The 15559-nt window shown below is 66.1% G+C and carries 1 protein-coding gene; it reads right to left on the bottom strand.

The window, feature by feature from the left end; translation table 11 throughout:
- Positions 1 to 15468: a hemagglutinin repeat-containing protein gene (locus AC5P99_RS09125; RefSeq protein WP_495213067.1), complete on the bottom strand. Its 15468-nt coding sequence runs from the start codon at positions 15466 to 15468 to the stop codon at positions 1 to 3.
- Positions 15469 to 15559 lie beyond the last annotated feature (91 nt).

Raw genomic sequence — 15559 nt, 5'->3', positions numbered from 1 at the left:
CTATTTACTAGTAATAATTGCTTCGCCAGAGAATTTTCTTTTAAACTCATCAATGGGCGTGAAATACTGCCTGCCCATTGCAGGGTCACGTATGGCAACTACATATTGCCCGTTCCTCATCGTAACACCGTCCACGACAACAGCATGACCTCCTCGATCCAAGCTCATTCTAACGATTGCAGGATCACCCTTCGCTGTTGCTTTCGCGAGCTCTTCAATAGTGACCGACGCCCTTCTGGTTGAAGAAAGCCCGTTGTTTCTTAGGACTTGGGCCAAGGCAGGCATAGTGGTCCCTTCAGCTCTTACATTGGACTGTATGATAATGGCGCCCAGGTCCACCTTTTTACCGGCGGTATCCAGCACCATTGCACAAGAAGTCGGCCCACAGGTGGGAAGCTGTCCCTGGTCAATAAGCAGCCTATCCCCGAAACGCGGGAGACTTGAACTACTTGGGTTGCCCGGCTCAAGTTTGCCGATGACATCGCCTGATGGTGCATCTGAATGAGGCGTTCCATCTTTGACGCCGACTGCTGGCTTCGCACCTTCCACGCCATTCGTTGCGACCTCCCTCTCCAACGCCGCCAGCTTCCTGGCCTTCGCGGCCGCACGCATCGCGGTGACATCACCCAAGCTGACCACGGCCAATGCGACGTCCAGCCCCATGTCACCCTTGGTGAAGCCGTTTGCGGCCACATCGGCCAGGTTCCATTTCTGGTTCAGGCCCAGCTCGTAGGTCGCCGCATCCCAGCCGTTCCCGAAGTAGCCTGAAATGGACGACCAGGCGCCGGCACCCTTTTCCTTCACGACACCCCAGCCGCCAATTTCGCCGATGCGCTGGAAGTCGTTCAAGGCCTGCTTGGTGCTTTCAATGGACATGTAGATGGCATTCATCTTCGCCATGTCCATGACCATTCCACCCGCGTTGGTCACCACGCCAGCTCCCGAGCCCACCTTGTCGAACAGCAGATTCAGTGCCGCGTTGGCTGCCGCCTCCTGTGTCTTCCCATTCAACGCGAGCATGCCGGCGGTGAATGGATCGCAGCGCCCTGCCGCTGCACAGGTGATCTTGTAACGTGCATCCAGCGAGGACGTATGCGTCAGCAGATCGGAGGCGACCTGGCCACCATTGCCCTTCGTCAGTGCCGCCTGGGCCAGATCAAGGCCATTGTCCTTGATCCATCGCAGATAGGTGGAGTCATTCTGGGTAAGTGACCAATAGGCGTCACCCAGCTTCGTCTGCTCTGCGCGGCAGGCAGGCGAATCGGGAGCCGCGGTACATGCAGCAATCAGTGCCGCATTGCGCGCGTCCGACAGTGCTGCCAGCTCCTTCTGTTCGCCGCAACGCTCCCCGCTCTTCATGCAGCTCAGCATGGCGTCGAGGAATTGCATGCGCTCGGCATGATTCAGGTAGTTGTTCTCGACGGAGTTCCTGGCGATGGTGGCTCCCAACGCCGCACCCATGGCTCCGTCTCCACCAATCCCCCCTGCCATCGCGCCGACCGCCTGGCCCAATGCCTTGATCTGCTGTTCCTGCTCCGGAGTCAGCTGCCCGCCATTCTGCCGCGCGTAGTAGTCACCCAGGAATTTGGCTGCCAGTTCACCCCCTCCGGCAGCAGCGGCTCCGGCACCCGCCGAACCCCCATTCGCCTCCGCAAGCAGCGCGCCCAGAAGCGCATGCGAGAGCATCTGCATCGCCTCACTGGGGACGGCGCTCTGCTTGTTGGGATCGAATGTCTTTCCAATCAGCTCAGCGGCGTAGGGCGCGAGTGTGTTCGAGATGACCTGACCACCTGCCTGCCCTGCCACGCCGCCGACCAGCGCGTTGGAGACCGCGTTGAGCGCACGGCCATAGGTACCGTCGGGTGCCCACTTCTGCTGCGTGACCAGCGCATCAGGGTAAGAGCTGTCAAAGCCTGCAAGGGCGGTGTACTGGTCCTTGGGACTGAGGTTGGCAAAGGTCTCCTTCTCTGCGGCGCTCTTACCCTCCAGGTAGGCATCGGTGATCTTGTTGATCCCGTAGCTGCCAATGTCCGATGCGATCTGCTTACTGGTGGCAAGAACCGTGCTTGCTGCGTTCGCCAGCGCCTGCTGGTCGGCCAGCATCTTGTTGGCATCCGGCATCGCCTCCAGCGCACGGTGTGCCGCTGCAGCATCGGTATTGACACCAAGTTCGGCCGCCGTGGTCTTCCTGTCGCCAATGGTGATATTGCCCTCGGTCAGTGTTGCACGCGTGCTTGAGCTGTCGCTGCCACTTTCATGCATCGGCAGTCCACCGCCGAACGCGACACCATCCACGCTGCCGAACGTTCCGGATTTGATGTTGCTGCCGATACCCTGCAGCTGCTCAACCGCTCCCACACCCTTGTCCGTCGGGCCCTTGCCGCTGCTGCCGAAGCCACCACTGATGCTGCCCGACGTGGCCTTGTAGTCCATGTGGTTCTGCAGGTCGGTGAACGTCAACGAGCCCGCAGTCAGTTCACTGTTGCCCGCATTGGTGCTGGCAATCGCGCCGCCCAACAGGTTCACGTGACCTGCATCGACGTGGTACCCGCCATTGCCGGCAAACAGGCCGCTCTGCTGGCCAACACCCTGATAGCTGCCGTTGGCCTTGCCCGCACTGGCATACCCGTCAGCATTCCATGCGGTACCGAACGACACCTGCACGCGACCGCCCACTTGGCTGTTCTTGGACATGCTCTCGGCGATGTCCTGCAGCGATTCGATGGTCAGCGTGCCACCGGTCTTCACGTCGATGCGGTCGGCGGTGGCGGTCGCGCCACGGAGAGTGGTATCGCCCTCGGCCTTCATCGAGATGTTCTTGCCGGTCAGCGTGGTGTTCTGCCAGGTGCTGCTCTCGGCGTTGGACTTGCTGCTGCCGACGCTGGCTTCGGCGTAAACGTACACGCCGGTCTGCGCGCCCACTGCAACGCCCACGCCGACCTCGGCGCCGGCGTTGCTGCTCTTGCTGCGGTCGGCTACATGCGCCTTGCCTGCTTCCAGCAGGATGTCACCAGCCGAATCCAGGCTGAGCGTGTTGCCCGCGCTCAGATTGCCCTGCACCACGTGGATGTCGCCCTGGGTGCTGGTCAGGTTGACGTTGCCACCCCCCTGGATGGTGGAGCCGCGCGAGACTTGGCTGTTGCCGTCGGCATTGCTGCTGGAGGTCTTGAACCCGACGCCGGCCTCGGCACTGAGCAATGCCCCGCCTCCGCCTTTGCCGGCCATGCTGGAGATGGCACTGGCGGCCTGATAGGCATTGGCACCAGCGGCAAGGCCCTGCATCTTCTGCAGGCGGTCGTCGGACTTGCGGGCGGCGTCGACATTGTTGAGCAAATCGATCAATGGCGACTTCACCCGCGCGAAGGCACCGATCTTCAGGTCCTTGTCGCTCTGCGAGTAGTGACCACTTTCGTCAGCGGTCAGCAGCTCGATCTCGGCAGCGGTGATGTCCACGTCCTTCGCTGCCACCACATTGCTGGCGCTCTGCGTGTACTTGCCACCTGCGGTGAGGTTGACGTTGCCGCCGAGGCTGCCGACGGTGCTGGCCACCTGTGAGACCTGCGCGTTGTCATCGCGATGATTCTCGCGATGCCAGCCGGAGAACTTCTCGGTATCGGAGATCTGCACAGTGCCGATCGCCTTGCTGTCCGAGCGGTTGGCATTGCTGACCGTGTCCTGCCCACTACGGATCGTCAGGTCGCCCGCAGCGCGGATGCTGACGTCCTTTTCCGCCGCGATGCTGGCGGCGGTCAGGCTGATATCGCCCTCGGTGGTGGCCATGCGTACACCGCCACCCACCGACAGCTGTGTGCCGGTGATGGTATCGCTCTGGCCGGCGCCCTCGCTGCGCGAATTGTTGGTGCCAAACGGCAGACCGGCGGAGTTGGTGGCGATACCCCAACCCTTGCCCCGGCTGTCGCTGTCACTGCGCTCGGTGTTGTGCGCGACATCGAACACGATGTCCTTGGTGGCCAGCAGGACAGCATTGCCCTCGGCCGTCATCTGCGCACCCTGGCTGGTGATCGAGCCGCCATTGGCGATCAGCGAGAGATTGCCGCCAGCATTGAGGTTGCTGACCCGGGCGTCACTGGTGGAGTGGCTCTGGTTGCTGTTCGAGCGCTGGCTGCCGGCCGTGATCGCCGGCAGCACGGCCGCCGACACGCCGGCCGCTACGCCTTCAGCGGTACGCGTGATCCGGCCCATCATCGTGCCACTGTCGGCCATGCCTTCGGTGGCGTTGTCGCGTGCAGTGCGGTACGCCTTGGCCGGGTCGTAGGTGACGCCCACCGAGAACCCGCTGGACTTGCTCGACTGGCTGGCCTGCGTATCCACCGTATCCTGGCGGGCGAGCAGGTTGATGTCCTTGCCGACCAGGGTCAGGTCCTTGCCTGCGGCCACGTCGGACGCGGCGATCGTCAGCTGGTTGCCGGCGTTGATCAGCACGCTGCCTTCGCGCGAGGCGATGGCGGAGCCGACCTGAGTGGTCGACTTCTCGGCAGAACTGCTGCTGTTCTTCGAGCTGCCGTAGCCGATCGAAGCAGTTCCATTGGAGAAGCCACCGGTGAAGCCGGACTTCTTCCTGCTCTCGCTGGACTCACTGCTGTGATGGTCTTCCGCAGAAGTGATCAGCACATTGTTGCCCGCACCGAGGACCACTGTGCCGGTGGCATCAACCACCGCGCCTACGGCGGTCAGATCGCGGCCGGCGGTGACGCTCACGCTCTCGCCCATCAGGCCGGTGCCAATGGCGTAGCTGTCGCTGCTCTCGGCGTGGCGGGTGGTGGTGGTGCTCGACAGGGTCTTCTTTTTCTTGTCGTAGCTGTCCAGGCTGAAGTCATGCGTTTCGTTGGCCGAAAGCAGGTTGACGTCGCGACCGGCCGCCACACTCAGCGTGCCATCCGAGCTGGCAACCTGGGTGGCAGTCAGGTTGATATCGCGGTTCGCTCTCAGCACTACATTGTCGCCAGCCTGCAACTGGCTGCCACGCGCGGTCTCGTCACTCTGGCTGATCTGCAGCGAACTGCGCTTGCCACCGGCACTGAAATCACTGCTGCGGCTGTCTATCAGCACCTGGCTGTTGATGTCACCACCGGCCTGCAGGGCCATGCCGCCATCGGTCTTGATGCGGGTTGCGGCCAGGTTGATGTCCTTGCCCGCCGCCAGCACCACATCGCCAGCGCCCTCAATCGACGTCACCGCATGCGTGGTCTGGCTGTTGCTGGTGTGGTTGCGGCTGTCGTGGTTCAGCGCACTGCTCTGGCCCAGCGTCTGCGCAACCAGTTCCAGGTTGCCACCGGCAACCAGCTGGGTGATGCCGTGGGTACCAGCATTGCGGATCTCCGCTGCCTTGAGGCCGATATCACCGCCGGCCACCACCGACAGCACGCCATCGCCACCGGGGTTGGTGACATACAGGCCGGCCACGCGATCCAGCGTGGTCTTCTGCTGCGACAGGCGGTCGCCCTGGTCCTTCCATTCCGAGGTGGTCGAGGCCACGGTGATGTTGCCACCGGCCTTCAATGCAATGGCATCGGTGGCCTTGACGGTAGTGCCGATGATGTCGATGTCCTGGCGCGCCGACAGGCCCACCTGCGCACCGCTGATCTGGCCGCCGGACAGGTTGCGGATGTTGCCGGCATCGATGCTGACCAGCTGCCGGCCGGCAATCGTGCCGCTGTTGACCAGGTCGCCGCGCAGCTTGACGTCCACCTCCGCGCCGGCCAGCAGGGCGCCGTCGTTGCCGAGGTCGCCCGGCATCACCCGCAGGTAGACCTGCGGCACCAGCGCGCGCACCACCGAGCCATCGGCCAGGGTGACGTCCTTTTCCACCAGCCAGACGATGTCGCTGGTCAGGCGTGCCATCTGCTCGGCGGTCAGCGCCACGCCGGGACGCAGGCCCCATTCGCTGGCGACCGTGGCGCCGGCCTCCAGCAGCGCGCGGTACTGCTCTTCGTCGCTGGCGTGCCCGGTAAGGAAGCGACGGCCGGTGAGTTCGCCGATCTGCTCGCGCACCAGCTTCTGCTCGTAGAAGCCGTCGCCCAGGCGCTTCTGCGTCTGCGAGGGCTCGAAGCCTGCCCGCTGCAGCAGGTAATCCGAGCTGAGCCAATCGCGATAGCTGGCAAAGCGCGGGTCGGTTTCCACGATGTGGTTGCCACGGTTGGCGTCCACATTGAACAGGCTGGCGGTGGGTGCACTGGCATTCGGGCTGGTGGTGATCACCACGCGCGGATCAGCACCGGTTGTCGTCGTGGCCTGCTTGCCATCCACTGCGGCATTGCCACCACTGCCGGCATGCTCTCCGGCGCGCACCGCCGCCGGGCCGTTGGCATTGGCCTGCCCGGCCTGGGCGGCATTGATGTCCTGCGCCGTGCCAGCACCCGCCCCGGCGTTGCCGGCCTGGCCGGGGCCCTGGGCACCCGCCGCGTCCGCGCGCACGCCGTCGGTCTGGGCGACCGCCTGCTGATGGCCACCGTTGGCGCCCTGCGCCGCGCCAGCGGTGCCCGGCCCCTGTGCGTCCACGCTGCCGGCACCCTGTCCTGTGCTCTGGCCGGGCCCCTGCACGCTGCCCGCGCCGGGGCCGACCGCACCTGCACCGCGGCCGTTGGTATCCAGCTGCGCGGTGCCCTTGCCACCACCGGCGTTGGGGTTGCTGCCCCCGTTGTTGTCGTTGCGCAGGTTGCCGACATCGATGGTGAGCTTGCCACCGGCGGTTATCGACGAACCCAGCGCGCCGGTCTTCTCGGTGATCGGTGCCGCCTTCCAGCGGCTGGAGGAGCCACCGTAGGTGATGGACTGGTTGTCGAAAGTGCTGGTACGGGTCAGCTGCTCGGCAGCATTGATCACCTCGGACTGATCGCGGTTCAGGCCGACGATGGCCAGGGCGCGACCCGCGGCGATGTTGGCGAAACGGTTCTCCAGCCGATCGGTGCTGATCCGCATGTTGCCGCCCGCGTTGATCACGGCGTTGTTTCCTGCCGAAACCACAACGTCTTCCACGGTGGTGCGGGTGGCAATGCGGGTCTTCTCGTTGCCGCTGGTCTCCTGCGGGTGACGCTGCATGTTGATCAGCGTCGCTTCCGGATTGTCATAGTCCGGATAGGTGATGATCTGCACGCAAGTCGTGGTGCAGGTGCCATAGGCGTTGCTGTACCGAAGGGTATCGGTCACGTACTCGATCGGCGGCGACCCCGGACCACGGGTGGACAGATCGCGGAAGGGATCTTCCGCGCCTGCGCCGAGCTGATCGGGATTGTTGCGGTTGTCGGCGCGGCTGACGTAGTAGATCGTGACCGTGCCGTCCTGCACGCTCAGGCGCTCACGTGACGCGCGTGCGCCATGCACGCCACCGCGGGCGAACGCATAGGCGCTGGTGTTGCTGGACAGCCGGATCACCGCCTTGCGGATCTGCTGGCCATCCGGAGTGACATAGGGGGTGTCTTCGAGGATGTCCGCCGGGTTGAGGTAGTAGATCTCATACGGCTGGTAATTCGAGGTAGCGCGGAAATCCCGGTTGTTGTTGTTGGCGTTCTTGAACCAGCCGGGTTGTTCCAGCCGCACCGGTGCATGCACGGTGGTGACCTTCTCCACGACCACGTTCTCGCGGATGTTGTTCACCGCCAGCGCGGACAGGTCCAGGTTGCCGCTGACCTCGATGGTGGAGCCGATGTTGTCGACCTTCTGCGCGCTGCCTACCGCGCCCAGACCGTTCAGGCCACCGCCGATGGCGGCGTCGCCATCGCTGAAGATCAGGCTCTTGCCGCTGTTGGTCAGCGTGCCGACGCCGAGGTCCAGGCGCTGGCGCGCAGCGATGGTACCTGCACGGTCCACGCCACCGATGTTGGCTGCCACGTTGTTGAGCGAGCCCGCCTGGATGGCGACCCGGTCACCGTAGATGCGGCCGCTGCCGATGTTGTCGACGGTCGCAGCGGTGATATGGGTGACGTTGCCGTCCAGCAGGCCGTAGTTGACCAGTGCGCCGCCCGCTGCAAGGCGGGTCAGGCCGATGCTGCTGATCTCGCCGGTGGAGGCGTTGGTGATGTTGCCCGCATTGATGTTGACGTTGGCGCCGGCCAGCTTGCCGGTGTTGTCCAGGTTGCCCTGGATGGACAGGCTCAGCGTGCCGTTGGCCACCATCTCGCCACGGTTGGTGTGGCTCTGGCCCAGCTCCAGAGTCATGTCACCCTGCGACATCAGCCGGCCATCACCGATGATCTCGCGGGTGCGGAGGGTCTGCTGCCTGCCGGCCACCAGGGTGCCACCGCTGTTGACCAGGGTATCGGCGCGGACATCAGAGCCCAGCGCCGCCGACACCAGGCCACCGCTGTTGTCCAGGCGCTGGTTCACCTGCAGCACGAGGTTGTCGGCAATCACCTGGCCGTTCTGGTTGTCCAGGTTGCTGGTGGTCACCTGCAGGGTCTTGCCCTGCAACCCCAGTGCAGGACCATTGCCCGGGCTGAGCGTATTGCGGTTGTCGACACGGCCGGCCTGCAGGTCGAGGCGGCCGGTCGCGGCCACCAGGCCGCCACTGTTGAGCAGCGCGCCCTGCAAGCTGATGTCGGCATTGCCACCGGCGGTCACGCTGCCACCGGTGTTGGCCAGCTGCTGCGCGCGCAGCAGCAGGTCGGCCGCACTCACCAGCGAGCCGCCGCCACTGTTGTCGATGTCGATGGCCTGCACGTCGGCACCGGCCTTGGCGGACACCGCGCCACCACGGTTGTCCAGATCGCCGCTGCGGATCTGCAGCGTGCCACTGCTGACAATGCCGTTGCCGTTGGAACCGGCGTTGATCAGCCGCTGTCCGGCGGTGTTGATGCTGAGGGCTGCCGCCGACTGCAGCAGGCCGCCTGTGTTGTCCAGGGCACCGCTGCGCAGCTCTGCGTTTCCGGAAAGGCTGGCAATGATGCCGCTGCGGTTTTCCAGCGCCTGGCCGCGGGTATCCAGCTGCAGGTCGTTGGCGATGATCCGGCCACTGTTGTTGTTCAGGCCGCTGGCCGAGACCTGCAGGTGCTTGCCGGCCTGGACCAGGCCGCCCTGGTTGCGTAGCGCATCGGCGCTGGTCAGCTGCATGTCCTGACCAGAAGCCACGGTGCCACCATCGTTGTTGATGGACTGTGCCTCGGCCAGCAGTGCGCCTCCGGCAGACAGGGTGCCCTTGTCGCTGTTGTCGAGCAGGCCGTCGACGCGCACGGTCAATGCGCTGCTGCCATCGCTGTGCACGATGCCGCCGCGATTGTCGAACGCGCCTGCGATGAGGGTGGCGTCTCCTGTGGTCAGGATGCGGCCACCGCGATTCTCCAGCGCGTGGGTGATCGCCAGGGTGCTGATACCGCCGCCGGCAGCCTGGATCGTGCCCCGGTTGTTGAGCAGCTGAGCGCTGCGCAGATCCAGCGTGCCATTGCCGGCAAGCGTGCCACCGCTGTTGTCCAGCCTGTCGCGCGCGGACACCTTCAGTGCATTGCTGCCAGAGGCGATGATCGAACCGCCCGCGTTGAGCAGCGTGCCTGTATCCACGGCGATGCGGGTAGCCGACAGCGTGCCGTCACGCAGGTCGGTGGTTTCGCCGGTCAACTGCAGGGCGCCATTGCTGAGCAGCTTGCCGCCCTGGCCATTCAAGGTGTGTGTGTTGATGGCCAGCATGCCGGTGCCAGCCTGCTGCACGGTGCCGCCGGCATTGCTGAACACTGCACTGGTCAGTGTCAGGTCACCATTGATGGCGATCAGGCCGTTGCCGCCATTGTCCAGTGACGTGGTGGCCTGCACGGTGCTGGCCTGCGTGCCCGTCGCCAGCAGCTTGCCGTTCTGGTTGTCGAAGCGGTCGGCGTTGAGGGCGAAGTGATCGGCAGTGAGGGTGGCGCCTCGATGGTCCACGGCCACCGCATCCAGCTGCAATCCGCCTGCCGTGGCGATGCTGCCGCCGGCGCCGTCCAGCTGGGTGGCCTGTACGGTCAATACGCCCTTCCCTGCATGGACGATGCTGCCCGCGGCATTGACCAGTTGCCCGGCATCGACACGCAGATTGCCGGCATTGCTGGCGAGGGTGCCGCCGCCGTTGTTGAAACGGCCGGTGACGGTGATCCGGCTGTCGGACGTACCTGCCGAACTTAAGGTACCGCCCGCATTCGATAGCGAACCGGCGCTGATCTGCTGCGCACCGTTGGCAGCGATGGTGCCGCCGTCATTGCCCAGCGCGCCGCGTACCTGCAGCGACATCGCCTGGTTGCCGGTAGCGGTTAGCGTGCCCGCCGTGTTGTCCAGCTGGCCGGCCTCGACGCTGACCTGCTGCGCGGCCATGGTGCCCGCACTGAGATCGATGGTCTCGCCCTTCAGTTGCAGCTCGCCATTGCTGACGATGCGGCCGGCATGACCCTGCAGCGTGTCGGCATCGATCTGCAACAGGCTGTCGCCCGCCTGCTCGATGCTGCCGGTGCGGTTGTCCAGCGAAGCCGCTGACACGCGCATGCCCGCACCGCTGGCGATGACACCCTTGTTGCTGTTGTCGAGCAGGCCATCGGCCTTTGCCACCAGGCGTGCAGCGCTGTGCAGCGTGCCGCCCTGGTTGTCGATGCTGCCGGCGGTGATGCCGAGTCCGCCGTTGGCCAGGATGCGACCGCCACGGTTGTTGAGGTTCTGGCCGATGTTCAGCTGGCTGGCCGCCGTACCGGCGGACTGCAGCGTACCGCCAGCATTGACCAGCGCGGCGCTGCGCAGGTCCAGCCCACCGTTGCTGGATACGGTGCCACCGCTGTTGTCGATGCGTTCGCGCGCGCTCAGCCGCAGCGTGTCGCTGCCGGTCGCGGTGAGCGTGCCGCCGGCGGTGATCAGGGTGCCGGTATCCACCTCGATCCGCTTGGCCGAGGTCACACCCGTGCGCAGGTCGGTGGTGGTGCCCTTGAGCAGCAGGCTGCCATTGCTGACCAGCGTGCCGCCCGTACCGTTGAGCGTTCCGGCGTTGATCGACAGCACGCCTTCGCCGGCGTGCTGCACGGTGCCGCCGGCATTGCCGAACACCGCCGCCTGGATGCCCAGGTCGCCATTGGTGGCCAGCAGGCCCCCCTCACCGTTGTCCAGGCTGCCGACCACGTCGATCCGGCTGCCCTCTGCACCAGTCGCCATGACCTTGCCGGCCCGGTTGTCGAATGACTGTGCGTCCAGCGCGATGTGCTCGGCCTGCAGGGTGGCGCCGCGATGGTCCACGCTGCCCGCCTGCAGGGTGATGCCGCCTGCGCTGGCGATGGTGCCGCCCTGGCCATCCAGTTGCCCGGTGCGCAGCAGCAGGCCCTGGCTGCCGGCATGGCTGAGCGTGCCCTTGACGTTGGCCATGCTGCCGGCGTCGATCTTCAGCGCCGCACCATTGCTGGCCAGCATGCCGTTGCTGTTGTCGAACAGGCCGTCGATGCGGAGCTCAGTGGACGCGCTGCCGGCCGAACTGAGCGTGCCGCCACGGTTGGAGAGCTCACTGGCTTCGATGTGCTGGGCACCGTTGCTGGCAATGGTGCCGGCGTCGTTGGCCAAGCGACCGCTGATCTGCATCGCCAGCGTTCCACTGCCCGTAGCGCGCAGCGCACCCGCACTGTTGTCCAGGCTGCCGGCCACGATATCGAGCTGCTCGGCCGCCACGCTGCCGCCGCGGAGATCCAATGACCCGCCCTGCAGTGACAGCGCGCGGGCGGCACCGATGCTGCCGCCCTGGCCCGACAGCGTTTGCGCTTCGATGCGCAGGTTGCCGTTGGCGGAGATCGCGCCGCTGCGGTTCTCCAGCTGCGCGGCGCGGATTGCGGATGCAGCATCACCGGCGGCAATCAACTTGCCATGGTCGTTGACGAAGCGGCCTGCGTGCACATCGACCGCACCATTGCTGCCCAGCGTTCCGCCGGTATTGTCGAGCAGCCTACGGGCCTGCAGCTGGAGCGCCTGGGTGCCCAGCGCACTCAGCTGGCCACCGGCGGTGATCACGGTGTCGCTATCGATGCTGATGCGCTGCGCGGTGGTAGTACCGTTGCGCAGATCGAGGGTGTCGCCCTGCAGCTCCAGCGAACCGTTGCTGAGCAGGGTGCCACCGGCGCCGGTCAGGTCCTGCGTGGTGATGACCAGGCTGCCGTATCCGGCCTGCTGCACGGTTCCGCCGGCATTGCCGAAGGTACGCGCGTGGATATCCAGGTTGCCATTGCTGGCCAGGGTGCCGCCATTGCCGTTGTCCAGCGTGCCCTGCACGCGCAGCGTATTGCCACCGGTGCCGGTGGCGATGATGCGCCCACCGCGGTTGTCGAACCCGGTCGCCGAGATGTCCAGCTGCGCGGCAGCCAGCGACGCGCCCTGGTGATCGACCTCGGCCGCGGTGAGCTGCAGGGCGCCGGCAGTGGCGATCTGTCCCTTTGCTCCGTCCAGGCGCCCGCTGTCGATGACCAGGCCGTCGCTGCCCGCATGGCTGAGGGTACCGCCGGCATTGACCAGCCCGCCGCTTTTCAGCTGCAGGTGGGCGGCATTGCTGGCGATGCTGCCGCCACTGTTGTCGAGCGTGCCGTCGACCTGGATCTGCGAAGCTGCCGTTCCCGCCGAATTGAGCGCACCGCCGCGGTTGGACAGCGCACCCGCCTGGATCTGCTGCGCGCCATTGGCGCTGATGCTGCCGCCGTCGTTGCGCAGCAGGCCCTGCACCTGCAGCTGCATCGCGTTGTTACCCAGTGACAACAGGCTGCCGCCACTGGTGTCCAGGCCGGTGGCCGTGATCTTCACGTCACGGGCGCGGGTGCTGCCCTTCTGCAGGTCCAGCTGCTGCCCACTCAACTGCAGCAGGCCATTGCTGGCGATGCTGCCAGCAGCTCCCTGCACGGTGGTCGCGTCGATCTGCAGCGTGCCGGTGCCGGCATGGTCGATGCTGCCACTCTCGTTCAGCAGGCCATCGGTCTTGATCTGCAGATCGCCATTGCCGGACAGCAGGCCGCGCTGGTTCTGCAGCCGCTGGCTGGCGTGGATGTGGCTGGTGCCGGTGCCTGCGGCGATCAGCTTGCCGCCGTCGTTGATGAGGATGCCGCTGTTGATGTCCAGCGCACCATTGGCGCCCACGGTGCCGCCGCTGTTGTCCAGGGTGCGCGATACCTGCAGCTGCAGGGCATCGCCGCCGGTCGAGGTCAGCGTGCCGCCGGCGGTGGTCAGGTCGCCGGCGCGCACGTCGATGCGCTGCGCGGCGGTGGTGCCATTGCGCAGGTTCAGGGTATCGCCGTGCAGCTGCAGGGTGCCGTTGCTGAGAACGGTGCCGCCCTGGCCCTGCAGGCTGGCGGTGGTGATGCGCAGGTTGCCAGCGCCCGCCTGCTGCACGGTGCCGCCGGCATTGCCGAAGAACGCTGCATCGATCTGCAGGTCGGCATTGCTGGCCAGCAGGCCACCGTCGCTGTTGTCCAGGTGATTGCGGACGTTGAGCGTGCTGGCCTGCAGCCCCGTGGACAGCACGCGGCCGCCGCGGTTGTCGAAGTCCTGTGCGCTCAGGCCGAGCTGGCGGGCGACCAGCTGCGCACCACGGTGGTCGGCGCGGCCCAGCTGCAGGTCTGCCGCGCCGGCGGTGGCGATGCTGCCCTGCACGCCATCCAGTACCTCCGCACGCAGCAGCAGGTCCTCGCTGCCGGCGTGGTTGATGCTGCCCCGGGTGTTGACCAGGGTGCCGATGTCGAGGCCGAGCCGCGTGGCATTGCTGGAGATGCTGCCCTCGCTATTGTCGACCTGGCCGATCATCCAGGTCGTCTCGGCGCTGCCACCGTGGGCAAGGCTGCCGCCGCGATTGATTGCCGATTGCGCCTTCAACTTGAAACCACGGGCGAAGGTCATGCGGCCGCCGCTGTTGTCCAGCTGTTGCACCTGCGCGCTGGCCGCGCCCTGGACCTGCAGGGTGCCACGCATGTTGCGCAGCGCCTGTCCCTGCACCTGCAGGGTGCTTGCGCCCAGCGTGCCGTCGCTGTTGTCCAGGCTGTTGCGGGCGCTGAGCTGCAGGTCGCCACTGGCTTCGATGCGGCCGCCGTCGTTGTCCAGCGTTCCTGCGATGTTGAGCACACCGGCCGCCAGCGGCGGAAGCGGCGTGACCGGCGGGGTGCCGCCGCCGGTGCCGGGAGTGCCAGTGCCGGGGGTACCTGTGCCTGGCGTACCGGTACCTGGCGTACCCGTACCCGGCGGGGTGCCGGTGCCGCCGGTGCCGGTGCCTGGCGAAACGCTGGACACGGTGCCGATGCGGCCCTGCAGGTTGCTGAGGTCGGCGGCCTGCAGCTGCAGCGCCTGCGTTCCAAGCTGTTCGATGCTGCCGCCGCGGTTGCGCAGCGCATCGGCATTCACTTCGATGCGTCGCGCATTGAGCGTGCCGCCACTATTGTCGACATCTGCCGGGGTCTGCACGCGCAGCTCGCGCTCGGCACTGAGCGTGCCGGCATTGGCGATGCCCGCGCTGGCGTCGATGCGCAGGTCCTGCTGCGCATGCATCGCGCCGGTATTCTGCAGCCGGCCGTCGGCGGTGACCACCAGCTCGCCGGCCTGGGCACCGAGCTTGCCGGCATTGCTTACGCCCACGCCATGTTCATTGCCGACCAGCCAGATGCGGTTGGCATACATGCCGCCCAGCGCGCCCACATCCAGCGCGAAGGTGGGCGCGGCGGACGTAGGCTTCTGCTGCTGCACGCTGCTGTGGTCGGCACTGACCACGTTGCTGCCCAGGCTGGCCTGCAGCTGGTTGGCCCAGATGCCGGCATTGACCTGCAGCGAACGGGTGATGATGTCGGTGTAGTCGGCGCGGCTGGTATCCAGGCCCGTGCCACCGACACCGATGCTGCCACCTTCCACGCGATAGCCTTCCAGCACGCCATTGCTGACGATCGGCGTGCCGGTGGTCAGGGTCACCCGGCTGGCGTTGAGGAAGCCCGCGCCATTGACCTGGATCCCGGCCGGGTTGGCGATGACCACCTGCGCCCGCGCACCGGCCACCTCCACATAGCCATTGAGGTGGCTGGGATTGCTGCTGTTGACCTCGTTGAGGATGACCCGTGCGGTGCCCGTGGCCAGCCACGGATTGCCCTGCACCCAGCCACCCAGCTGGGTCTGCACCTCGCCGCGCGAGTTGTTGAGGATCACGCCCTGCTGGCCGACGTCGAACTGCTGGTAGGTATTGCGCGACACCCCGCCCGCACTGGGCGTGGTGATGTTGACCTGTGGCGTGCCGTTGGCCGAGGTGATCACCGTCGGGCGCTGGTTTGCCGGCGCGCCCGGGTCGGCGGCGATGCGGCCCGGGTCGGCCGGCGCCTGCTGCGCTGACAACGGCTGCACCAGCCCCACCCAGCCCAGCACCAGCCACAACGCGAAACTGATCGGTCGCAGGGTGCCGACCGTGCGGCCTTCACGATTGTCGGCACCGCCGTGCGCGGCGTTGACCAGCTCGGACGCAACCTGCATGACCCCGAGCGTACGGTTGAAGACCAGACGGTAGACTTTGTTCACGGCGCTGATTCCTTTCGGTGCTGTTGGGTGGTGTGCGCAGCGGGCTGCGCGGTACCGCATCGTGTTGGCCGCGCTGCAGGCAGCGCAGGCC

The organism is Stenotrophomonas sp. YJH_SMC_80 (assembly GCF_059372495.1).
This window is presented reverse-complemented; position numbering and strand designations above follow the sequence as displayed.